The 20,816-nt window shown below is 59.4% G+C and carries 17 protein-coding genes and 1 tRNA gene; 6 read left to right on the forward strand and 12 right to left on the reverse strand.

Features of this window, described 5'->3' with window-relative positions; all coding sequences use genetic code 11:
* Positions 1–960 (forward strand): FecR domain-containing protein, encoded by a 960-nt coding sequence (locus E1573_RS15810; protein ID WP_133215319.1) that lies wholly within the window; start codon positions 1–3, stop codon positions 958–960.
* 81 nt (positions 961–1,041) lie between these two features.
* Here the strand turns inward: E1573_RS15810 and E1573_RS15815 are convergent, their stop codons facing one another.
* The 7 genes from E1573_RS15815 to E1573_RS15845 all read right to left on the reverse strand — a co-directional run bounded on the left by E1573_RS15815 (position 1,042) and on the right by E1573_RS15845 (position 9,295).
* Positions 1,042–2,541 carry a surface lipoprotein assembly modifier gene (locus tag E1573_RS15815; RefSeq protein ID WP_133215321.1) on the reverse strand — a complete coding sequence of 500 codons (1,500 nt, stop codon included), beginning with the start codon at positions 2,539–2,541 and terminating at the stop codon, positions 1,042–1,044.
* A 94-nt stretch (positions 2,542–2,635) separates the two neighbouring features.
* Positions 2,636–3,397: a Slam-dependent surface lipoprotein gene (locus E1573_RS15820; protein ID WP_165957338.1), complete on the reverse strand. Its 762-nt coding sequence runs from the start codon at positions 3,395–3,397 to the stop codon at positions 2,636–2,638.
* A 94-nt stretch (positions 3,398–3,491) separates the two neighbouring features.
* Positions 3,492–6,635: a TonB-dependent receptor domain-containing protein gene (locus E1573_RS15825; protein ID WP_256659546.1), complete on the reverse strand. Its 3,144-nt coding sequence runs from the start codon at positions 6,633–6,635 to the stop codon at positions 3,492–3,494.
* Between the two features lie 180 nt (positions 6,636–6,815).
* On the reverse strand, positions 6,816–7,796 hold the full coding sequence (locus E1573_RS15830; protein ID WP_256659547.1) for a FecR domain-containing protein: 981 nt from the start codon (positions 7,794–7,796) through the stop codon (positions 6,816–6,818).
* Between the two features lie 42 nt (positions 7,797–7,838).
* The gene (locus E1573_RS15835; RefSeq protein ID WP_133215327.1) at positions 7,839–8,336 is read right to left on the reverse strand and encodes an RNA polymerase sigma factor; all 498 of its coding nucleotides are present in this window, start codon (positions 8,334–8,336) and stop codon (positions 7,839–7,841) included.
* Positions 8,337–8,541: 205 nt separating this feature from the next.
* A tRNA-Met gene (locus tag E1573_RS15840) sits at positions 8,542–8,618 on the reverse strand.
* Positions 8,619–8,695: 77 nt separating this feature from the next.
* A complete protein-coding gene (locus E1573_RS15845) occupies positions 8,696–9,295 on the reverse strand; it encodes a FecR family protein (protein ID WP_133215329.1) in 600 nt (199 codons plus the stop codon).
* A 169-nt stretch (positions 9,296–9,464) separates the two neighbouring features.
* On the opposite strand from E1573_RS15845, the gene E1573_RS15850 reads away from it, so the two are divergent.
* The 3 genes from E1573_RS15850 (at position 9,465) to E1573_RS15855 (ending at position 12,184) form a co-directional block, all read left to right on the forward strand.
* Positions 9,465–10,682, forward strand: a complete 1,218-nt coding sequence (locus tag E1573_RS15850; protein ID WP_133215331.1) for an MFS transporter — start codon at positions 9,465–9,467, stop codon at positions 10,680–10,682.
* Between the two features lie 77 nt (positions 10,683–10,759).
* Entirely contained in the window at positions 10,760–10,903 is a 144-nt protein-coding gene (locus E1573_RS26740) for a hypothetical protein (protein ID WP_165957339.1), read from the forward strand.
* 123 nt (positions 10,904–11,026) lie between these two features.
* Positions 11,027–12,184, forward strand: coding sequence for an MFS transporter (locus E1573_RS15855; RefSeq protein ID WP_133215333.1), 1,158 nt, complete (start codon positions 11,027–11,029; stop codon positions 12,182–12,184).
* A gap of 88 nt (positions 12,185–12,272) precedes the next feature.
* Here the strand turns inward: E1573_RS15855 and ppk2 are convergent, their stop codons facing one another.
* Both ppk2 and E1573_RS15865 read right to left on the reverse strand, forming a co-directional pair.
* Positions 12,273–13,094: a polyphosphate kinase 2 gene (gene ppk2 / locus E1573_RS15860; RefSeq protein ID WP_133215335.1), complete on the reverse strand. Its 822-nt coding sequence runs from the start codon at positions 13,092–13,094 to the stop codon at positions 12,273–12,275.
* A 113-nt stretch (positions 13,095–13,207) separates the two neighbouring features.
* Entirely contained in the window at positions 13,208–14,872 is a 1,665-nt protein-coding gene (locus E1573_RS15865; protein ID WP_256659548.1) for a SulP family inorganic anion transporter, read from the reverse strand.
* 199 nt (positions 14,873–15,071) lie between these two features.
* Between E1573_RS15865 and E1573_RS15870 the strand changes: the two genes are divergently transcribed.
* The gene (locus E1573_RS15870) at positions 15,072–15,725 is read left to right on the forward strand and encodes a hypothetical protein (protein WP_133215339.1); all 654 of its coding nucleotides are present in this window, start codon (positions 15,072–15,074) and stop codon (positions 15,723–15,725) included.
* Positions 15,726–15,765: 40 nt separating this feature from the next.
* On the opposite strand, the gene E1573_RS15875 is transcribed toward E1573_RS15870, so the two are convergent.
* Genes E1573_RS15875 through E1573_RS15885 form a run of 3 tightly spaced genes read right to left on the reverse strand, consistent with a single transcriptional unit; the run spans position 15,766 to position 19,536 of the window.
* Positions 15,766–17,193, reverse strand: a complete 1,428-nt coding sequence (locus tag E1573_RS15875; protein ID WP_133215341.1) for a coniferyl aldehyde dehydrogenase — start codon at positions 17,191–17,193, stop codon at positions 15,766–15,768.
* Positions 17,194–17,196: 3 nt separating this feature from the next.
* The gene (locus E1573_RS15880) at positions 17,197–18,816 is read right to left on the reverse strand and encodes a GMC family oxidoreductase (RefSeq protein ID WP_133215343.1); all 1,620 of its coding nucleotides are present in this window, start codon (positions 18,814–18,816) and stop codon (positions 17,197–17,199) included.
* 30 nt (positions 18,817–18,846) lie between these two features.
* Positions 18,847–19,536, reverse strand: a complete 690-nt coding sequence (locus E1573_RS15885) for an OmpW family protein (RefSeq protein WP_133215345.1) — start codon at positions 19,534–19,536, stop codon at positions 18,847–18,849.
* Between the two features lie 135 nt (positions 19,537–19,671).
* Here E1573_RS15885 and E1573_RS15890 point away from each other — a divergent pair, with 135 nt between their 5' ends.
* Positions 19,672–20,721, forward strand: a complete 1,050-nt coding sequence (locus E1573_RS15890; RefSeq protein WP_133215347.1) for an AraC family transcriptional regulator — start codon at positions 19,672–19,674, stop codon at positions 20,719–20,721.
* Positions 20,722–20,816: the final 95 nt, after the last annotated feature.

Below are 20,816 nucleotides of genomic sequence, written 5' to 3' on the forward strand. Positions count from 1 at the left end.
ATGAACAAATCTCCTTCTGCCCGCGTGCTCCAAGAAGCTGCCGAATGGCTGGTGCGCCTGGACGGTAACGTCGATGCGGCCGAGCGCAATGCTTTTCGCGACTGGCTCGATGCCGACCCTGAGCACCTGGAAGCCATCGAGCGCTTGCAGGGCAGCCTGGCCACACTGAGCGACGCTGCGCGCGAACCTGCGCGAGTGGCGCTGGAGGGCATTGCCCGGCGGCGAGCGAGGCGCCAGCCGCTCAAGGCGCTGGCGTTGGCAGCCCTGGTGTTGCTGCTGGTTGGCGTCTTCTTGCAGCAGTTTCCGCCGCCGTACCTATTGGCGGACATTCGCACCAACACTGGCCAATGGAGCACACAGCAACTGCCCGACGGTAGTCGTATCAGCCTTGATGGCGGTTCGGCGGTGGACCTGCAGTTCGATGCCCAGCGGCGTACGATACGCTTGGTGCGCGGAGAGATCCGGGTGGAGGTGGCCAAGGATGATACGCGGCCTTTTCAGGTGCTGACCGAGCACGGCAGCGTGCGTGCGCTGGGTACCCGCTTTGTCGTTGAGCAACTGCCCGGCTACAGTCGGGTGGCGATGATCGAGTCGGCTGCCGAGGTCGACAGTGCCGACAAGCGTGTGGCTGTTCAGGCTGGACAGGCGTTGCGCTTTGATCGCACCGGGCCTGGGGCGCTGCAGCGCGTTGATGCGACGGTGATTGATCAGGCCTGGGAGCAGCATCAGTTGCTGGTGCGTGATCAATCTCTGGATGAAGTATTGGAGCGGCTTGCACGCAATCACCAGGGTTATCTGTTATTTGATGCCAAGGCGTTGCAACTGATACGAGTGACCGCTGTACTGCCCGCCGATGACAGCCAGCGAGCCTTACGCTTGTTGGCGCGTAGCTTGCCGATCAAGGTTGAGCAGTACACGCCCTGGGTGACCCACATTTCCGTTGCGCAGGGCCTTCGTTAGGAGCGGGCTTGCCCCGCGATTGCAAGGTGACTGACACAACGCTATCGCGGGGCAAGCCCGCTCCCACAGAGGCTGCGATACTCAAAATTGCTTCTCCAGCTTCAGGCTGATGCTGTTCTTGTCGTAGGAATACAGCCAGTCGATGTTGCTTTCGACCTTGCTGTATTTGACCGTCAGGCTGGGAACCAGGTCGTACACCGCCAGGCGCGGGGCGCGCAGGATGAAGGTATAGTTTTGCTCGTCTTCATTGCGCCGGCCATCAACGATGGCGCTGTAGGCGTCGTATTGGCGGGTGCGATACGAGGCGAACAGCACGGCACTCAAGCCCACGTCAAAGTCCTTGGCGACGCCAAGGCGCAGGCCTTTCTGAAAGTAGGCGGCGGTGCGGTCTTGAGCGTTGCGGTCGCTGAAATCGACGCCGCCGAACAAGGTCCATTGATGGGGCAGGGCTTGCCACAGCGTGGCGTACACCGAGCTGGTATCGCCATCCAGGTTGCTGTTGATATCGTGCTTGTGGGCCATGTCTTTGTAGTCGCCTTCAAGCTTGAACATGCGTGTGGCCGACAGCGTGTGCATCCATTCGCCGCGCAGTCCCCAGGCGCTGTACATGGCATCGTCGCCGATGGTGTTGAACTCGTATGAGGGGCCCAGCGAGTACTGGTTACGCGCATCGTTGTAGCTGTAGCCGACATTGTTGATCAGCGTGCCTTCGTTGTATTTGCTCTCTTTGTCATAAGCCTGGCCGTACCACAGCGAACGCATGAACACGCCGTGGTGACCGCTGATGGCTATGCGCTTGTTCAGTGTGCCTTCGTAATCCACGCCGTGGGCCGACACGGCCTTGGGCAGGGAGCGGTTGATCAGGTAGGTGCCTTGATCGGTCTCCATGCGGTAGGTCACGGTGCTTTCGGAAGACTGGTTAAGGTTGTCGGCCCAGATCGGACCTACGGCCAGGGAGCCTTGCCAATCTTCACGGTGGTCCAGGGCTTGGAGAAAACTGTCCACGGTTTTGCCCAGGCCCATGGCCTGCGCATTCGAAGGGCTGAGGCTGCTGCTGATCTGTTTGAAGGCTGTAGTCGATTCTCGGTCCTTGCGGTTTTCGAACAGCACACGGGCCAATTCGAGGCGACCGGGGAGGAAGTCCGATTGCATGGCCAGCAGTTGCCGGTAGTAGTCCTCGGCCTGGTCAAGATCACCGGCAGCGCGCGCCAGGGCACCGTTGGCGTAGGCGGTGAGCATCGGGTCATGGCCGGGCAGGGCGGTGTAGCGCTTGAGGTAGTCCTTGGCGTGCAGCCATTGCTGGCGCCCGATCGACAGGTACACCGCGCGGCCCAGGTCATCGAGGTTATTGCCAACGCTGTAGGTCTGGCCATCGATGGTTATCAGCGGCGCGGCGGAGTCGTTGGGCAGTTCGTCTTTGAGAAATTCGCGCTCTTGCTGGTTGGCGCGGTATTCGATGGACTGGTTCAGGCGCAGGCTGGTGTCCTGGTCGGCGGCGAGTGCGGCCTGTGTCGTGAACATCAGCAGGGAAAAGGGTAGAAGGTGCAGCGTGAGTGATCGCTTGCAATAGAACTGGGGCATTACCAGGCTCTCAGAGTCGCTTCAAAGCGCCAAAAGCAAGTGCCTGACCAGCAGACACTTGCTCAATGGTGCTACTTCAGGATCAACCCGCTACTTACTTGCGAGCGCCACCGAAAGCGGTGTCGTAGTTGCGGTTGGCGAACTTGGCGATACCGGCCACCGAGGCGGTGGCGCCTGCGCCGAAGAAGCTGCCTTGGGTGGTGCCGGCCGACAGCACAGCGTTGGTGGCTGTGTTGCGTGCAATTGCATCGCCGCTGAAGCTGGCAGTCGCTGTATTGATGTTGGCGTCGAGCGCAACTTTCAGGGTGCTGTTGTTCAACGAGCCGGTCAGTTTTGGCGCGGCAGTGCCGAACGATGCGGTCAGTTCACCGGACATCAGGTTACCGCCGGAGTAGTTGTTGATGCCTTGCACCGCGTAGGTCACGCTGGCGGTTGGCAGTACGCGGCCGGTGGTGTCGCCGGAGTAGTAAACGGCGCGAGTTGGATCGTTGTTGGCACCACTTTGCGACCACTCACCGTAGTACACCTGCTGGCTGGCAACCTGTTTGAAGTCGAAGTTGCCCAATGCCGAGTGGGAGGGCGGCATCATGGCTGCAGTGATGGTGGTGACCCCGTTAGTGTCGGTGGGGACCATGCCTTTCAGGCCGCTGAAAGCAACTTTTGCACCATTGTGGAACGCTCTGACGCCCACCGCTGGAATGCCGTTCGCGCTTGGGTGATTGGGGGTGCCTGCGCCTTGGGTACCGTCAACGACAATTGCAGTGTCGTAACTTTGCCCTGAAGAAGTCGCTGCCTGAGCAACGCCAGCCAGACCAAAAAGTGCAACTGCCAGTACGGTGTAGTTGAAAGATTTCATTTGTTCATCCATTGAGTGATTAAAGTTAATTCAACACGTCAAGCATTTGCCAAGCAGGTTTTCAGCCGCCCATGTAGTGCCCCCTTCTCGAAATTTAAAAAGTAGTGGTAAAGCTGATTTTCAAAGTTCGACCTGGTGCGGGCATGGCTGAGCGCGTCAGCGGGTCGATGTAATAGAGGTTGCTCAAGTTGGTGCCGGTTAATTCAATAGAAGCATCGTCGCTCAACTTGTAATTTATGTAGGCGTCGTAAGTTATAATTTTGTCCCACGACATCGGTGTGTTCAGGTAGTAACTGACCATGGCGTTGCTGCCGTAGTTGTTGTAGAACTTGTTTTCGTGCTGTTTGTAATAAATAGCCCGCCCGCCAACTTCAAGTTTGCGCTCGAAGAATCGTGCCCCCAATCCCAGGTTGGCTGACCATTCAGGCATTGCCATGCTCACAAGGTAGCCACCGACAAAGCCGTCATCCACGCAATTGGGTGTAGAGCCGGTCGAGTCGAGCATGACGGCAGAGTTTTCATCACAGACCTCATTCTTCAGCACATGACCGATACTCAAGTCAGTGAACACGCGCCCGTTGTCGTAACGACCCTGGAGTTCCAGGCCGGCGGTGGTCTGCTTCTCCAGGTTGTCGAAACGCATGTTCGGATCGCGTTCGATCACATCCTTGGTGGTGTTGTGGTAGTACGTCAGCTTGATGTCGGCGATTTCACTGCCAGCCAATCCGGACAAATTGTGTATGTAGGCGGCTTCATAGTTGCGCGCATGTTCCGGCTTGAGCCCCCACGGATTGGTTGAAGCAGAGAAACCGACGGTGCTTTCAAACATACTCGGATAACGAAGAGCTTCGCTGTAGCGAAGGTACAGCCGGCCGTTTTCGGAGGTGTAGAACGTGGTAGAAAGTGAAGGCGTCCAGCCGTGGTCTTTCTGGTGCTTTGCGCTTACATCTTTTTCATGATAGTTAGGGTTTCCATTTTCATCTACGCTGCGGGGCAAAGAGCTGTCGCATGAAATAATTGTTCTGCGTGGGTCTTGGAAGTTCATGCAAGGGTTGTTGCTACGAGAGTATTTACCTTTACCGTTGTGTGCCCACGCTGCCCAGTGCCGGGTTTCTTCAATGTGCGAGGTCTGAGATTTAATTTGCGCTATTGCCTCTTGGCGCTCTGCTTCGGTGAAGCCAAATGCATCCCATGAGGATTTGGAGTCTTCAATTTGCTGATTTATTTTTGCTTGCCGCTCAGTGTCTGTAAGTAGCTTTCTGGTGGTGTAAGCAACCTCCCGCCCGGTTTCCACAGTTGCGGTTGTAATACCGTCCCTCTCCTGGCGTTCCTTCAAAAAATCATCAAAGGCCCAGTAAGAGGAATAACGCATCCCCGCATTGAATCGGGCAAAGGTCACCGGCCGCCAATCGAAATTGAAGTTGTATTCCTGTTCTTCCCTACGTCCTTTGCGCGGATACATACGCAAAGTGGTGCTGATGGCTGTGTCGTAGTAGTCGTCGCTGGAGCCCAGTTTTTCATGCTGGTAACTACCACCCAGGGTCAAGTCGAGGCTGTCGAGCAGTTTGAATTTGTTGCTGACGGTCAGGCCGACACGGTCGTGCTTGGCGTTGGCTAGCGCGGTGTTTCTGAACACCGGATCGAGCCAGGTGGTGTGGTTCGGTATGCCGCCACTGCTGTAGGTATCGCTGCGGGTGTTGGTTGCCCAGAGGTTGGAGTAGAAGTCCACCCACGGGTTACCCTCAGGCTTGAGTTTGTACTCCAGGTTGTAGGCTTTGCTTTCCACATGGCTCAGCGGCCACTGCGGCACGCCATGGGTCGCGGCGTCGAACTGGGAGCCGGGTGTGAAAAATGAAATCCGCGATGGCAGAATCTCGCCGTACAGCGAATCAGTGTCGCGGTAGCCGAACTCAAGGGACTGGCCTTCATCGATCTTGAGTTTGGCTTTGCCCAGCCACGACTCCATCTTGCTGGAGGTGTTGGGCACTTCCGCGCCCGGTTTGTAGATGGTCGCCAGGTTGGGAATGTAGTCCCAATGGCCATTTACCTGCTTGCCGGTTGAATAGAAGTCGCTTTTGTTCTTGCCCGCGTAGTGGTTGCCTTTTTCCCGGTAGGCATAAGCAGCCAATAGTTCGAACTTCTCCTGGCGGGTGGCCAGGGCCATGCGATAGGCATAGTCGTCACTGGACAGCAGGTCGTTGCTGCTACTGGTGCGCGGCTGTTTGTACAGCGAAGGGTCGTAGTAGGTGAAGATAGGGCCGAAATTATGTTCTGGGCCGGGCATCTGTCCGGTCAGCAGGGTCGGCAGTCTTGGCGAAACCGAGTTGTTGCTGCCCTCGATCTTGAATTCGCCGCCGTACTCTTGGCCTTCCTTAAGCACGTCATCGACGTTCAGGGTGCTGGCCACCACTGCGCCACCGACGCCGCTGTAGACGTTACGCTCCATGTTCGGCCCCTTGATGACCTTGATACTGCCGATCAGGTTGGGGTCGATGTAGTTGCGGTTGTTGGCGCCGTTGTAGCCGCGGTACACGGTTAGCGCCTGCTCGGTGCCATCGATAGTCAGCGGCACGCGGCCCGGGCCCTGGATGCCGCGGATGTTTGGGTCCAGCGCGCCACTGTTACGGGCATCGCCGCTGTAGACGTTGAGCATGCCCTTGAACAGGTCGGCGGGGGCGGCGCCTTTGTAGCGTTCGATCTGCTCCTTGCCGGCGTACACCGAGGAGATGTCCTGATCGTAGATGTCGTTGTAGCCCTTTACGTCGCGCGACTCTTGGTACTCGGCGCCGTTCACGTAAGTGGGGTGAAGGTCGCCTTCTACCAAGCCCGAGGTATCCGCAGCGGACTGCACCTGAATAACCGGGCGGTCGGGTTGGCCGACGACGCTGAAGGTGACGGCTTTATTTGCCAGCAATTGCTGCAGCGCAGCTTCAAGGGAAAGACGGCCTTGGACCGGGTTGCCGTAGGCGCCGGCAAAGTTGCTGCTGCCGATGTACAGTTCGGCTCCGGCCTGGCGGGCCAGCATTACCAGCGCTTCATCCAGCGCCAGCGACGGTACGTTGAAGCTGTGGATGGCACCTTCCGCCGCTGCGTGGGTTACGCTCGCGGCTGGGTTGGCGTGAACGGTGCCAAGCAGGGTGGCGTCGGCGATCAATGCTAATACGGCTAACTGCACGCCCAGGCTCAGGCGGGTGCGCTTGGAAAGCTTGCGCTTGTTGTTATTCCCTTGCGTTTGCAAAACCGGCCTCACTAAAAGCAAATAAGATCTATTTACGTGTAGTGAGGACGGCACAGTTGCGAAAACGCAATAGATCATTTCGATCTATAAATTGTATTTTTTATAAGCTTCAAGCTTCAAGCTTCAAGCTTCAAGCTTCAAGCTTCAAGCTTCAAGCTTCAAGCTTGCAGTTTGCAGCTTTCAGTAAATCACCGTCAGCCCTGGCAAGTCGATGATGCGTGCATGGGCCTGCATCGCCAGACGCTTGAGGGCATCGTCAAGGTTGTCCAGGCGCATCACGGCGCTGATCTGAACATTGCGCAGTGCTTCTCCTTTGACCATGACCAGGCCGGAGCGGAAGCGATTGATGCGCGCTACGGCATCGGCCAGCAGTTCGCGCTGAAACACCAGGCGTCCTTCCTGCCAACTGGCGAGTTCGTCGGGGCTGACATTCAGCGGCACAATGCCGGAGGTCGGGCCAAAGCGCAGGCTCTTGCCTTGATCGAGCAGGGCAGAGCCGGCAGCGTCTTCCAGCTCGCGATGGGCCAGATCCACTTCGACCTGATGTTCCAGCACACCCACCCAGCCTTCGCGGTTGTCGGCAACACCCACCAGGTATTGCGTGCCGCGTGCGGTGATATCGGCGCCAGCGGTGCGCACGGTGAACGGTCGTCGCTCCTGATCAGTAACCGGTGACGGGGTGAACACCGCCTCGCCCTGGCTCAGGCGCACAAGCCGGGTCTGATCGTCGTAGGCAACATTGAGGATGCTGTGGCTGCCCAATTGCACCTGGCTGCCATCGGCCAAGGTGATCTGCTGGGTTTCGCCAAAGCCAGTGTGGTAGTCACTGCTCAGCGCCTGTAGCCAGAACGGCGGGGCGAGCTGCATCCAGCAACCCAGGGCGAGGCCCGTCACGAGGCTGCCGGTGGCGAGCGGCATTTGAAACCAGCGGGGGCGAGGCGGGCGCTGCGGCTTGGTATAACCGGGCAGGCGCTTGAGCTGTGCGGTGGCCTGCCAGGCACGATCCGCTCGCTCAGCGGCGGCGGCATGCAAAGGGTCGGCCGCCAGCCAGCGCTGGAACGCCTTCTGTTCGCGCGCCGACAGCCGTCCTTGCCGCTGGCGCACCACCCAGTCGGCAGCTTCGTGCTCTATTGGGTCGATATTCTGTGGAGAAGCATTCACGGTGTTATCTGGTTACCTTGTTGCTTTTTATCGTACCCAGGCCTAACCCTCAGGGTCGGGTTCCAGTTCCCTGCCAATTTTAGCCAGGGCCATTGCCATGTGTTTTTGTACAGAGCTTGTGGAAATCCGTAAATAGCGGGCGGCTTCTTTGTGGGTCATGCCCTCCACACGCAGCAACAGGAACACATCGCGGGTGCGTGCTGGCATTCGCTCAAGCATGTTTTCCAGATGCTCCAGTTCCAGGGCATCGATGGCTTGTTCTTCGGGGCGGCTGGTTTCATCGACCAGGGTTTCAAAAAACGCCGTGGCATCGGCATCGAAGCGCTTCTCACCGTAGCGGCGATAGTGATCGATCATCAGATTGTGGGCCACCCGGAACAAGTAAGAGGGCCCGCGAAGCACGCTCTCCAGGTTCTCCAGTTGGGCAAGGCGTAGAAAGGTTTCCTGCACCAAATCCGCGGCCAGGCTTGGCGTGCATTTCTTGCTCAGAAGGTAACGGTGCAGAGCAGATGAATGTTGGGTGAACAATTTTTCCAGCACAGCAGCACTTTCCTTTGCTCGGGCGGAACCGGGAGAGGGCTGGAGTATAATGACAATCTTTCTCATTAAGCCAGTGCTGCTTGTAGGAGCGGGCTTGCCCCGCGAAGCAATTTCACTGACACACCGCGATCGCGGGGCAAGCCCGCAGCCGATTGCAGGCGCAAAAAAAAATGGCTTACCTTGCGGTAAGCCATTTTTCGGTACTTGGTGGCTACACAGGGACTTGAACCCCGGACCCCAGCATTATGAATGCTATGCTCTAACCAACTGAGCTATGTAGCCAAGTGGCGCGCATTATTCGCTTTAAACGGACACCTGTCAACACTCTTTTTTAAAAAAATAATCGTGTGATCAATTGCTTAGCGGACAGGGGGCTTTGAAGCCTGCCCGTCACGCCATGCCAGCAAGCGTTCAGCATCCACTTTCTCCGCCTGGCCCAGGCTTGCGCCGCGAATGATCAGGCGTTGGCCTTGGGTGAGTAAGCGTTTTTCACCGTATTGGCTACTGACCTCCACCTTGCCCTTGAACAGGACCACTTCGTCATGGTCGAGACCTCGGCTGGCCGAAAGATGAGTACCAAACACCTGAACCCGGGTTTCGCCGATATCGACCTCAAACGGACGACCATCAAGCATCACATTGATGAACACCTGGCCCTGAACAAGGCGCACCTTGCGTACCGGCCCGCGTAAATCGACATCGACTGCGCTGGCGCCGTCCAGCGTCAGCCGCGAGCCATCGGCCAGCTGAATCTGCCGACGTTCGCCTGGGTCGGTGGCCACGTCGCTGATCAGCCGTTGCAGGTAGGCCAGTTGGCTCCACATGAACAATCCGCCGGCCAACAACACACCAGCGGCGATAGCCCAGCCCAGCCAGGCGCGTGGCGCTTCACGTCGTTTGGCCTGGTGTATCCGTGTGCCAGGGCCGGTTGAGGGTATTGAAGTGGGTGATGAATTCATGACGCGCGCAATGCTCTGAGCAGGGACCAAGGGCTGAAAACCTGAAAGATGCTATAGCTAGTGAGAATCATTAGCAAGAATGTAGAAGTGACGCTCGTCGAAAAGAATCGTGCGCTTGCTAACGAATTCTGGATAATTGGATCCCAACCAACGGATGGAAGACTTAGTCATGGCTGTAAGCAGTGCCTCGTCCCTTTCGCCCGCAAGCTCCGCGACTGCCCAAAGCAGCCCGCTGGTCATGCGGATCATCGCCGCGTGCGCGCTGGCGCACCTGATCAACGACCTGATCCAGGCAGTGCTACCGTCGATCTACCCGCTGCTCAAGGCTAACTACGGGCTGAGTTTTGCCCAGGTGGGGATGATCACACTGACCTTCCAGATCACTGCCTCGCTGCTGCAACCCTGGGTTGGCTTTTATACCGACCGCAAGCCGATGCCGAATCTGCTGCCGCTGGGCACTCTGTGCACGCTGGTGGGGATTGTCATGCTGGCGTACGTCGCTAGCTTCCCAATGATTTTGCTGGCCGCCGCCTTGGTGGGCATCGGCTCTTCCACCTTCCATCCGGAAACCTCGCGCATCGCTCGGCTGGCCTCGGGCGGGCGTTTTGGGCTGGCGCAGTCGACCTTTCAGGTGGGTGGCAATGCCGGCTCGGCGTTTGGCCCATTGCTGGCTGCGGCGATCATCATTCCGTTTGGCCAGGGCAATGTCGCCTGGTTCGGCTTGTTCGCGGTGTTTGCGGTGCTGGTGACCTATGGCTTGAGCCGCTGGTATCGCGAGCACCTGAACTTGTTCAAGGCCAAAGCCGGGCAGGCGGCCACCCATGGTTTGTCGCGCGGGCGGGTGATCGGTGCGCTGGTGGTCCTGGGGCTGCTGGTGTTCTCCAAGTACTTCTATATGTCCAGCCTCACCAGCTACTTCACCTTTTACCTGATCGAGAAGTTCGACCTTTCGGTTGCCAGTTCGCAGTTGTACCTGTTCCTGTTCCTCGGCGCGGTGGCGGCCGGAACGTTCTTCGGTGGGCCGATTGGTGACCGTATCGGTCGTAAGGCGGTGATCTGGTTTTCGATCCTCGGCGTGGCGCCGTTCACCCTGCTGCTGCCATACGCCGACCTGTTCTGGACCAGTGTGCTGAGTGTAGTTATTGGCTTTATCCTCGCGTCGGCATTCTCGGCCATCGTGGTGTATGCCCAGGAGCTGGTGCCGGGCAACGTCGGCATGATCGCCGGGATTTTCTTCGGCCTGATGTTCGGTTTTGGCGGTATCGGCGCGGCATTGCTCGGCTACCTGGCAGACCTCAAAGGCATCGAGTATGTCTACAGTCTTTGCTCGTACCTGCCACTGTTCGGCCTGCTGGCGATTCTGCTGCCGTCTACCGGAAAGCGCTGAAGGCTCAAGAACGGGCTATTGACGGGTGGCATGGCTTCTCCTAGAGTGCCGCCCATTCTTTCCTGTGTAACTGACGTATGAGCCGCTTCAGCCTTACATTCGCGCAACCCCAGCCGGTCATCCTGACCCGTTGCTGCGATTGGCCGAGCGATACCGTGCTCAAGCGTCGGCGCAGCGTGCTGTTCGCCTTTACCTTCTCACCTCACCGCCACACCGCCTGACTTGGCGGCTGCACGCCCGGCATTTTGCTGTGGCTGTGTTCGTCCGTACCTGAACTGTTTTTGGTCATGTGTGCGCCTGCGCAGGCGCGATGTCGCACCTGCGCAGATGAGTGTGGAGTGGTAATGAATACGCGTTTGTTGTTGGGTTTGTTGTTTGCTGTTTCCGTGGTGGGTTTCAGTCTCGGGGCGAGTTTGCCGTTGGTTTCGCTGCGCATGCTGGAGGCGGGCGCCAGTACCTTGCAGATCGGCATTCTTTCGGCCATCCCGGCGGCGGGGATGATGCTCTCGGCATTCATGGTCGATGCCTGCTGCCGCCACCTGACCCGACGCAATATCTACTTGCTGTGCTTTGGTTTGTGCACGGTGAGCATTGGCCTGCTTGAATGGGCGTTCTCCTCGATCTACCTGTTGGCGCTGCTGCGATTGGGCCTGGGCATCGGCATGGGCATTGCGATCATTCTGGGCGAGTCGTGGGTCAATGAGCTGAGTGAAGAGCACAACCGTGGCAAGGTCATGGCGCTGTATGCCACCGCTTTTACCGGCTTTCAGATGCTCGGCCCGGCGATGCTGGCATTGGTTGGCGCGCAGAGCATTTGGGTAACTGTTGTGGTCACCGCCTGCTATGGCCTGGCGTTGCTGTGCATTGTGCTGACAGTGCCCAACGATCATGTCGAGCATGGTGAGGAGGGGGAAAAGAGCTTCTCGCTGGCGGGCTTTTTCCGTGTCGCCCCGGCGCTGTGCATGGGCGTGCTGTTCTTCTCGTTCTTTGATGCGGTGATTCTGTCGCTGATGCCGGTGTATGCCTCAAGTCACGGCTTTGCCGTGGGCGTGGCTGCGTTGATGGTGACGGTCATCCTCACCGGCGACATGCTGTTCCAGTTGCCGTTGGGCTGGCTGGCAGACCGTACCGAGCGCACCAGGGTGCACCTGGTGTGTGGTGTGGTGGCGATGCTGATCGGCCTGGCTTTGCCTTGGTTGCTCCAGGTTCAATGGCTGCTGTGGCCGGCACTGGTGGTGCTCGGCGCGGTGGCCGGTGGTGTGTACACCTTGGCGCTGGTGCTGATCGGGCAGCAGTTCAAGGGGCAGGATCTGGTGACAGCCAACGCCAGTGTCGGGCTGTTGTGGGGTGTGGGCAGTCTGGTCGGGCCGTTGGTCAGTGGTGCGGCCATGAACGTTGCGCCACACGGGCTGCCAATGGCCCTGGCGATCATGGCGGCGCTGTTCGTGTGCTTCGCCCGCAGCGCCAACCGCAAAGCCTATCGGCTCAAAACAGCGCAATGACACAGGGTAGGAGCGGACTTGCCCCGCGATTGCGGTTTATCTGTCACACCGCAATCGCGGGGCAAGCCCGCTCCTACCGCCGCGTTGTTTAAAAACGCTCGGGAATCATGCGGAACGGGTAGTTGGCACTCTTGTACTGCCCGATTTTTCCGCGTTTAGGCAGCTTGATCTGCTCTTTCTGGGTGATGTCTTTGTAAGGGATTTGTTTGAGCAGATGGCTGATGATGTTCAAGCGCACCCGCCGCTTGTCTTCCGACGGCGCCATATACCAAGGAGCCCATGAGGAATCGGTGGCGGCAAACATCTCATCGCGGGCGCGGGTGTAGTCGTCCCAGCGGGTGAACGACTTCAAGTCCATCGGCGACAGCTTCCAGATCTTGCGGCCATCGGTGATGCGATCTTCCAGGCGCCGTTGTTGTTCTTCAGGACTGACTTCCAGCCAGTATTTGACGAGGATGATGCCGGACTCGACCAGCATCTTTTCAAACAGCGGCGTGACCGCGAGGAATTTTTTCGCTTGTTCGTCGGAGCAGAAACCCATCACCCGTTCTACACCAGCGCGGTTGTACCAGCTGCGGTCAAAGATCACCACTTCGCCTGCAGAAGGCATGTGCTTCACGTAGCGCTGGGAATAAATCTGGCTCTTTTCTCGTTCAGTCGGTGCCGGTAGTGCCACCACGCGGAACACCCGCGGGCTGACCCGTTCAGTGATGGCCTTGATGGTGCCCCCCTTGCCGGCACCATCGCGCCCTTCGAACACAACGCAGACTTTCAACCCCTTGGCCGTCACCCATTGCTGCAGTTTGACCAACTCGACGTGCAGGGCTTTGAGTTCCTGCTCGTAGTCTTTGCGCCCGATAGGTCCAGAACTCTTGTCTTTGTCTTTCTCTTTATCTTTCTTTTTGGCCATGTCGCAATGCCTCGTCAGCTTGAAGGGACGCCTGGGGTGGCAGGCTGTTCGAGTATAGTCCTGCCATTTTTCGGGGCGTCTGACTGAAGTCAGCCCTCAGGCTTCGACGCTGATCAAGGCGTCCAGTCAATCTGATGTTCTTCTAGGTAGGCATCTACTGCCGCGCCGACGGTTGGCTGGAACACGTCATGGCCAATGTGTTCGAGCACTTCCAGGCGTTTGAGTTTGTCGCGCACCGGGTCTTTCACTTCGGCGAATCGCAGTTCGACGTTTTGCTTGCGCAGTGTTTCACCTAGCTCGATGAGCATGTCAGCGGAGGTGACATCCACACTGGTGACCGGCTCGGCGGTAATCACCACGCGGCGAACAGTGGTGGGCGATGCGGCAATGGCTTCCAGTACACAGGCCTGGAACAGTTCGGCGTTGGCGAAGAACAGCGGGGCATCCCAGCGAAACAGCACCAGGCCTGGAACCCGGCGGGCGTGGGGGTAGCGACTGATATCGTGGTAGCCACGGATGCCATCAACTCTTCCCAACACCGCGTAGTGTGGGCGCCAGCCGTCCCACAGGAATTCGATCACTGCTATCACCACGGCCAGGCCTATGCCCGGCACCGCGCCGAGCGTCGCCACCCCTACGAAGCAGGTGATCGACAGCCAGAACTCCCACTGCTGAATGCGGTAGATGCGCTTGAGGTCTTTGAATTCAAACAGGCCGATGGCCGCAGCAATTACCACCGCGGCCAGGGCACTGTTGGGAAGGTCCTGGAGCAGGTTGGGGGCCAGCAGCAACAGCAGCGCGACGCCCAACGCGCCGAATACCCCAGTGAGTTGCGTCTTGGCCCCGGCGGCTTCAGCCACGGGGGTACGGGATGAACTGCTGCTGATCGGGAAGCCTTGGAACAGCCCGGCGGCGAGGTTGGCAGCGCCAAGCCCGACCATTTCCTGGTTCGGGTTCACCGGAGCGCGAACCTTGGCGGCATACGCCCGTGACAGCACGCTGGTATCGGCAAAGGAAACCAGCGCCACCGCTAGCCCACCCATCAACACAGGCCCCAGATCGTCGGCATGCAACCAAGGGAAGGCCAACCCAGGCAGCCCCTCGGGAACTGTGCCCAATACCTTCACCGCGTGGCTGGCATCCAGGTCCAGCACGCCGACGACAAGGGTTGCTGCCACGACCGCAATCAGGATGACCGGAGTGCGCTTGAAGCGCTGCAGTAGCAGAATCAGCACCAAGGTAGCGGCGCCGACAGCAAAGGCGATCCAGTTGGCCTCGCCTGCGGCCAGGGCTTTGAACAGGCCGAGGATGTCTTGCAGAGGGCCGGTGCTGTCTACCGAAATGTCGAACAGCTTGGGTGTTTGGCTGACCAGCACAGTGAAGGCAATACCGTTCATGTAGCCGTGGCGGATCGGTTTGGACAATAACTCTGTGATGAACCCCAGGCGCAGCAGGCCCGCCGCGATACACACCACGCCCGAGACCAGTGCCATTGCGCTGGCCAGGGCGATGGCACGACCGGGGTCGCCTCCTGACAGCGGCAGCACTACCGCGAGGATGATCGCGGCAAGTGCCGAATCTGGGCCCAACACCAGGATCCGGCTAGGGCCGAACAGTGCATACGCCAGCAAGGGCACGATGGTCGCATACAGGCCGTAAATGGCCGGTACGCCCGAGGCTTCGGCATAGGCAATGCCCACCGGTATCAACATGGTGGTCAGCACAAGCCCGGCCATCAAGTCCCGGCGCAGCCAAGCTGGTTGGTAACCGCGCAACATCTGTAGCCCTGGCAGCCAGCGTCTCCAGCCCAGTTCCGGTCTGCTCGGCGCTTGGTTGCTTGCAGGTGATGGGGGGCCGGTGTCTTTCATGGAACTCCTGTTGGGGCTGTCCTTGTGTGCGATAAGCTCAGCAGCAAGCTGCAAGCAAACAGCAGGAATGTAGCGCATCCGTAGGGGACGGGCATTGATAGAAGTGCGTATGACACAAGATCGACGACGGCCGATACTCGATCCGATCGAGCGCGTCACCGAAGTAATTTTCGGCTTGTTGATGGCCATGACCTTCGTTGGCACCTTGAGTGTGGCCACCTCCGGACGCGATGAAGCCCAGACCATGCTGACCGCGGCATTGGGCTGCAACCTGGCCTGGGGCCTGGCCGACGCGGTGGTTTACCTGCTGCAGACCTGGACGGAGCGTACCCGCAACCAGAATTTGCTCAAACGCTTGCGCAGCGGTTGCAGCGCCGAAGAGGGGCGGGCGCTGCTTGCGGCTTTGTTGCCTGAACGCATTGCTGCGGCCGCAGACGCTCACGAAATGGAAGCGCTACGTTTACGCTTGCTGGCCCACGCCCCGTTACCGGCGGCGCCGCGCCTGGGCGTGGATGATTTCAAAGGGGCCTTTGGGACATTTTTGCTGGTGGTGCTGGCGACCTTCCCGCTGGTGATTCCGTTTCTGTTGACCGACAACACGGCACTGGCCATTCGCGGCTCTAATCTTGTCGCCCTGGCAATGTTGTTTGCATCGGGATGGCTATTGGCGAGTTATTGCGGTGGTAATCGCTGGAAGAGTGGGGTGGTGCTGGCAGTGGTCGGTACGGCGTTGATGGCCGCGATTATCGCCCTGGGCGGTTGACTGGCGCGCGCTCTGGGCGGGCAGCACGCCAGTCACCTTGCTAGCCGAGGTAAAACTTCACCACCAGGCGCTGCACCCAGCGCCCATAAGGTGGGTAGAACAGCTGCGTCGGAAACCAGCGTTGGCGTTTGAGTACTGATTTGCCATGGGAAAGCGCACGGAAGCCTTCCTCGCCATGATAAGAACCCATGCCGGAATTACCCACACCGCCGAATGGCAGGTCGTGCTGGAACACATGCCAGGCCCAGTCATCCAGGGTCACGCCACCGCTGTGGGTGTGCTTTAACAGGTGCTCGGTTTGCTGCTTGTCCAGCCCGAAAGGGTAGAGCGCCAGTGGCCGCGGGCGGGCCTGGATATAGTCGATGGCTTGGTCCAGATCGCGGTATTCGAGCACTGGCAGCAGGGGGCCAAACAGTTCTTCCTGGGCCACCCGCATGTCTTCGCTCACCCCGGTGATCACTTGCAGTGGCAGGCGCCTTGGCGCGTCGGACGAACTGCGGCAAGCCAGTATCGTCGCGCCTTTGGCCCGGGCATCGGCCAACAGTGCCTGCAGGCGCTGGGCATGGCGCTCGCTGATGATACTGGTGTAATCGGCACTTGTGGCCGGGTCAGGATACAGCTGTTCAAAGGCTCGCTTGACTGCTTCGGCGAACACCTGCGCCTTGCCCTCGGGCACCAGCACGTAGTCCGGCGCAACGCACACTTGACCGGCATTGAAACCCTTGCCGTGAGCGATACGCAGGGCGGCGTCCTCCAGGTTGGCATGCTCGCCGAGCAGCGCCGGCGACTTGCCGCCCAGTTCCAGGGTTACTGGAACCAGGTGTTCGGAAGCGGCGCGCATCACATGATGGCCGACCTGCGGCGCACCGGTGAATACCAGATGATCCAACGGCAGCGCGGTGAATACCTGAGCGGCAGTCAGTTCGCCGCCAAACACCGCGACTTCCTCCTCGCTGAACACTTCGGCCAGCATCGCTTGCAGCACCTTGCGGCTTTGCGGTGCGAATTCCGAGACCTTGATCATTGCCCGGTTGCCAGCCGCCAAAGCAGTGATCAACGGTCCGAGGGTCAGGTACAAAGGGAAGTTCCAGGTGCCGACGATGCCTACCACGCCTTTTGGCTGGTACTCCACCCAGGCGCGGTTGCCCAGGAACAACAATTCGGTCTTGCGTCGCTGTGGCTTCATCCAACGACGCAGATGGGCGACGGCGTGACGGGCATGCAACACCGGGCCGAGCACCTCGATTTGCAAGGTCTCGAAGGCGGCGCGACCACCGAAATCAGCTTCCAGGGCCGCAACGATAGGTTGTTGGTAGCGGCGCAACGCGTCGATCAAGCGCTTGAGGTTGTCCAGGCGAACTTTCAGCGGGACGTAGGGCTGAGCGTTGAACGCTTCACGTTGGCGCTCCAGCACCCGTTGCATGCGTTCGGTTTCAGCCGTGTCGCTGAGGTATGACAGATCGTTCATGGTTCATCCCTCCCGGTGGCTACGCAGCAGCATGTCGGCGGCTTTTTCACCAATCATGATGCTGGGTGCGTTGGTATTGCCGCCGATCAGCGTCGGCATGATCGAGGCGTCGGCCACACGCAGGCCGGCGATGCCATGTACGCGCAACTGGTCGTCCACCACCGCCATCGGGTCGTGGCCCATCTTGCAGGTGCCAACGGGGTGATACTGGGTGTCGGCACGATTGCGGATGTCTTGTTCTACGGCGTTACGGTCGCGTTGGCTCAGCGGATATAGCGGCTTGCCTCGGTAGGGAGTCAGCGGCGCGGCATCGAGGATGGCGCGCTGGATGTCGGATCCGCGCATCAGCACTTCCAGGTCCTGCGGCTCGCTGAAGAAGCGCGGGTCGATCAGCGGGGCTGCCGTTGGATCGGTACTGGCCAGTCGAACGGTGCCACGGCTTTTCGGGCGTAGCAGGGTCAAATGGCAGCTGAAGCCGTGCCCCAGGCGCAAGTTGCGTGCATGGTTATCGACGATGGCCGGAACGAAGATCAACTGCAGGTCGGGAACCTCCAAATCCGGGTGGCTTTTGAAGAAAGCCCCTGACTCGGCGAAGGGCGAGGTCACCAGGCCCTTGCGCTCGCGTTTCCACTGGGCCATGGCCTTGAGCATCTTCCAACTGAAAGTGGGCGAGCAGCCGAAGGTGTTGGATTTGTCGGGGCTGCGGTAGGTGAACACGTAGTCGATATGGTCCTGCAGGTTCTCGCCTACACCCGGCAGCTCATGGGTGATAGCGATACCGTGCTTGTGCAGCTCTTCTCGTGGGCCGATGCCCGAGAGCATCAACACTTGAGGTGAGCCGAAGGCGCCAGCGCAGAGCACCACCTCATGCAGCACATTGAGCACAACACGCTTGCCTCCCAGGCGCAATTGCACGCCAGTGGTTCTTGACGCCTCCACCAGCACCCGCTCGACCGTGGCACCGGTCAGCACCTTGAGGTTGGGCCGGTGCAGGTGAGGGGTCAGGAAGGCTTTGGCCGCGCTGCAGCGTTCGCCATTGCGCTGGGTGACCTGGTACATGAACGCGCCTTCCTGGCTGGCGCCGTTGTAATCCTGGGTGCGCTGAATGCCGTTGATCTCGGCAGCCTGGATAAACGCGGCATTCAGGGCGCTCGGGCAGCTTACCTCGGCAACGCTGAGCGGGCCGGTCTGGCCGTGGTAGGCGTCGTTCAGGCGTTGGTTCTGCTCAGACTTGATGAAGTACGGCAGCACTTCGTCATAGGACCACCCGGTGTTACCCATTGCCGCCCACTGATCGTAGTCCTGGCGATGTCCGCGTACGTAGAGCATGGCGTTGATCGAGCTGGAACCGCCAAGGGCTTTGCCCCGCGGCTGGTAGCCACGACGGCCATTCAGGCCGGGCTGCGGTTCGGTCTCGAAGGCCCAATTATTGATCCGCGTGGGCAGCATGGCGACCACCCCCACGGGCGCCTGGATCAGCACGCTGTTATCGGTGCCACCGGCCTCGATCAGGCAGACGCGGATAGCGGGGTTTTCGCTCAAGCGGCTGGCGACGACACACCCTGCCGAACCGCCGCCGATCACGATGTAGTCGAACGTGTCGTTCATCTTTTCAGTGCTCATGTCTGGGCTCCGTGAGTGTTGAGGGCAAGGTCAGAAGTGGTAGCCAACGGTGAACGAGTAGACGTCCGGGTCTGCTTCGACATCGATCTTGCGTTTGACCTCGCCCAGGCCCGGGGTCTGGGTCTTGATGGTGGCGGTGGTGTCGATCCAATAGCGTGAGTAGGAAAAACCGGCGCTCCAGTTGTCGGCGAAAGGGATCTCTACGCCGACCTTGGCCACGGCGCCAAACGAGTCGTCGAGCTTGGATGTGCTGGAGGTGCCACCGAACGCAGTGTTGTAAGCCGCGGTCATCTTTTCTTCGCTGAACCAGGTGTAATTGACCCCCAGGGCGACATAGGGCTGCACGCCAAACAGATCGAAGTTGTAGGCGATCAACACGGCCGGAAACCAGGCGCGGGCACTGCCCACCTTGCCCAGCGGTTCAGCGGTGCCTGCGCCATCGAAGTCAATGACGGGCGGCGCACCGCTTTGCAGAACCAGCGACCAAGGCCCGCCAAGGCGGCGCTCGTAGATCAGCGCCAGGGTGCTGGTGTCGCGCACGGTGGCCTGGACGTAATCGGGGGTCGTACCAGGCATGCCGGTCATATCGCCCGAGTCCGTGTTGAACTGGATATCGGCATAGCCGATACGCACGATGTTCAGGGGCGCCTCGCTGGCCAATGCCGACAATGGAATCAGCGGCAGGCACGCGGCAAGGGCAGGGGCAAACAGTCTTCTCATGACAGCCTCAGGTCTTATTATTTTTCTTGGGTGAATCCATGGGGCTGAAGATGCAGTGTTGTGGCGCGTTACGGGAGGTTGTAATGCGCCAGCCTGGGGGTTAATTTCTGCCAATGCTGAAAGGGAGGCCTTTAGATGACTCAGCTGATCGTCGCCACCTATGGCGCGGCCATGGACGTTCCGCAGCACAACATGCTTGGCTTGCCGGCTTTGGTGGCTGAACTGCAGGCCCAGGGCGTGGAAGCCGTCGGATTGTTGGAAGGCACCGAGTTGTCAGCGGCACAGATGCTCGACCCGGCGACCCGAATCTCCCATCGGCAAAAGCTGGCGATCTTCGCCAACATGCAACGCTTGATGCGCCACCCCGACAGCGGGCTGCGGGCTGGTGCGCGGCAACGCCTCAGCGACTTCGGGATCTTTGGCTACGCCTTGGTTAGCAGCGAGACCTTCGGTCATGCGGTTGAGTTTGGAGTCAGGCATGTCCGCCTGCTGGGGCCAATCTTTCAGAAGTCGTTTCGCCTGGAAGGCGACGAGGGCGTGTTCATTGGCCAAGGCTTCTTTGCTTTGGGTGAGCTGATGCCAGTGGCCACCGAGTTCTGGTTCGCTTCAATCCACTCACTGGTCCAGTGTGTGCTGGAAAAGCCCTTTCCGTCCCGGCGGTTGTTGCTGCCGTATCCGGCACCCGAACATTGGCAATGCTATGAGGAATTCTTCGGTTGTCCGGTGGAGTTCGACAGTGAAGTGATGGAGTGGCGCTTCGACGCGAGCGTTTTGCAACGGCCTTGTCCGAACGCCAACCCGCTCACCTCGGCGATGAGCATGAGTTTTTGCCAGCAGTTGGTGGCAAGCTTGCCGGACGACTCCGACCTGATCGAGGCGGTGCGCATGGCCTGCTTGAGCCGCAGTGGCCGCTTTCCGGGAGTGGAGACGGTGGCGCGGACCTTGGGTATGTCGGCTCGCACCCTTCACCGGAGGCTGTCCGAGTATCAACGCACCTACCAGAGTGTGCTGGATGAAGTACGCTGTGCGCTGGCGATTGAATTCTTGCAGCAAAGCGACATGCCCATGGACGACCTGGCTGCTCAGGTCGGTTTCTCCGAAGCGGCGAATTTCCGCAAGGCGTTTCGCAAATGGACCGGGCAGTCTCCGGGCGACTATCGCAAGGCGCTGCGCAGCAATACCTGAACGTTCGAGATGTCTCTGTAGGAGCGGGCTTGCCCCGCGATAGCGGTGTGTCAGGCGCACCGCTATCGCGGGGCAAGCCCGCTCCTACAGGCAGT

This window comes from Pseudomonas sp. H9, assembly GCF_004353925.1.
GTDB lineage: Bacteria > Pseudomonadota > Gammaproteobacteria > Pseudomonadales > Pseudomonadaceae > Aquipseudomonas.

What these genes read in the sequence shown, in the direction of transcription:
- E1573_RS15855 (WP_133215333.1), top strand. Translation starts at nt 11,027, where the DNA reads ATGAATACGCGTTTGTTGTTGGGTTTGTTGTTTGCTGTTTCCGTGGTG.
- E1573_RS15875 (WP_133215341.1), bottom strand. Translation starts at nt 17,193, where the DNA reads ATGAACGATCTGTCATACCTCAGCGACACGGCTGAAACCGAACGCATG.
- E1573_RS15850 (WP_133215331.1), top strand. Translation starts at nt 9,465, where the DNA reads ATGGCTGTAAGCAGTGCCTCGTCCCTTTCGCCCGCAAGCTCCGCGACT.
- E1573_RS15820 (WP_165957338.1), bottom strand. Translation starts at nt 3,397, where the DNA reads ATGAAATCTTTCAACTACACCGTACTGGCAGTTGCACTTTTTGGTCTG.
- E1573_RS26740 (WP_165957339.1), top strand. Translation starts at nt 10,760, where the DNA reads ATGAGCCGCTTCAGCCTTACATTCGCGCAACCCCAGCCGGTCATCCTG.
- E1573_RS15845 (WP_133215329.1), bottom strand. Translation starts at nt 9,295, where the DNA reads ATGAATTCATCACCCACTTCAATACCCTCAACCGGCCCTGGCACACGG.
- E1573_RS15865 (WP_256659548.1), bottom strand. Translation starts at nt 14,872, where the DNA reads ATGTTGCGCGGTTACCAACCAGCTTGGCTGCGCCGGGACTTGATGGCC.
- E1573_RS15890 (WP_133215347.1), top strand. Translation starts at nt 19,672, where the DNA reads ATGACTCAGCTGATCGTCGCCACCTATGGCGCGGCCATGGACGTTCCG.
- E1573_RS15885 (WP_133215345.1), bottom strand. Translation starts at nt 19,536, where the DNA reads ATGAGAAGACTGTTTGCCCCTGCCCTTGCCGCGTGCCTGCCGCTGATT.
- E1573_RS15870 (WP_133215339.1), top strand. Translation starts at nt 15,072, where the DNA reads ATGACACAAGATCGACGACGGCCGATACTCGATCCGATCGAGCGCGTC.
- E1573_RS15810 (WP_133215319.1), top strand. Translation starts at nt 1, where the DNA reads ATGAACAAATCTCCTTCTGCCCGCGTGCTCCAAGAAGCTGCCGAATGG.
- E1573_RS15815 (WP_133215321.1), bottom strand. Translation starts at nt 2,541, where the DNA reads ATGCCCCAGTTCTATTGCAAGCGATCACTCACGCTGCACCTTCTACCC.
- ppk2 (WP_133215335.1), bottom strand. Translation starts at nt 13,094, where the DNA reads ATGGCCAAAAAGAAAGATAAAGAGAAAGACAAAGACAAGAGTTCTGGA.
- E1573_RS15880 (WP_133215343.1), bottom strand. Translation starts at nt 18,816, where the DNA reads ATGAGCACTGAAAAGATGAACGACACGTTCGACTACATCGTGATCGGC.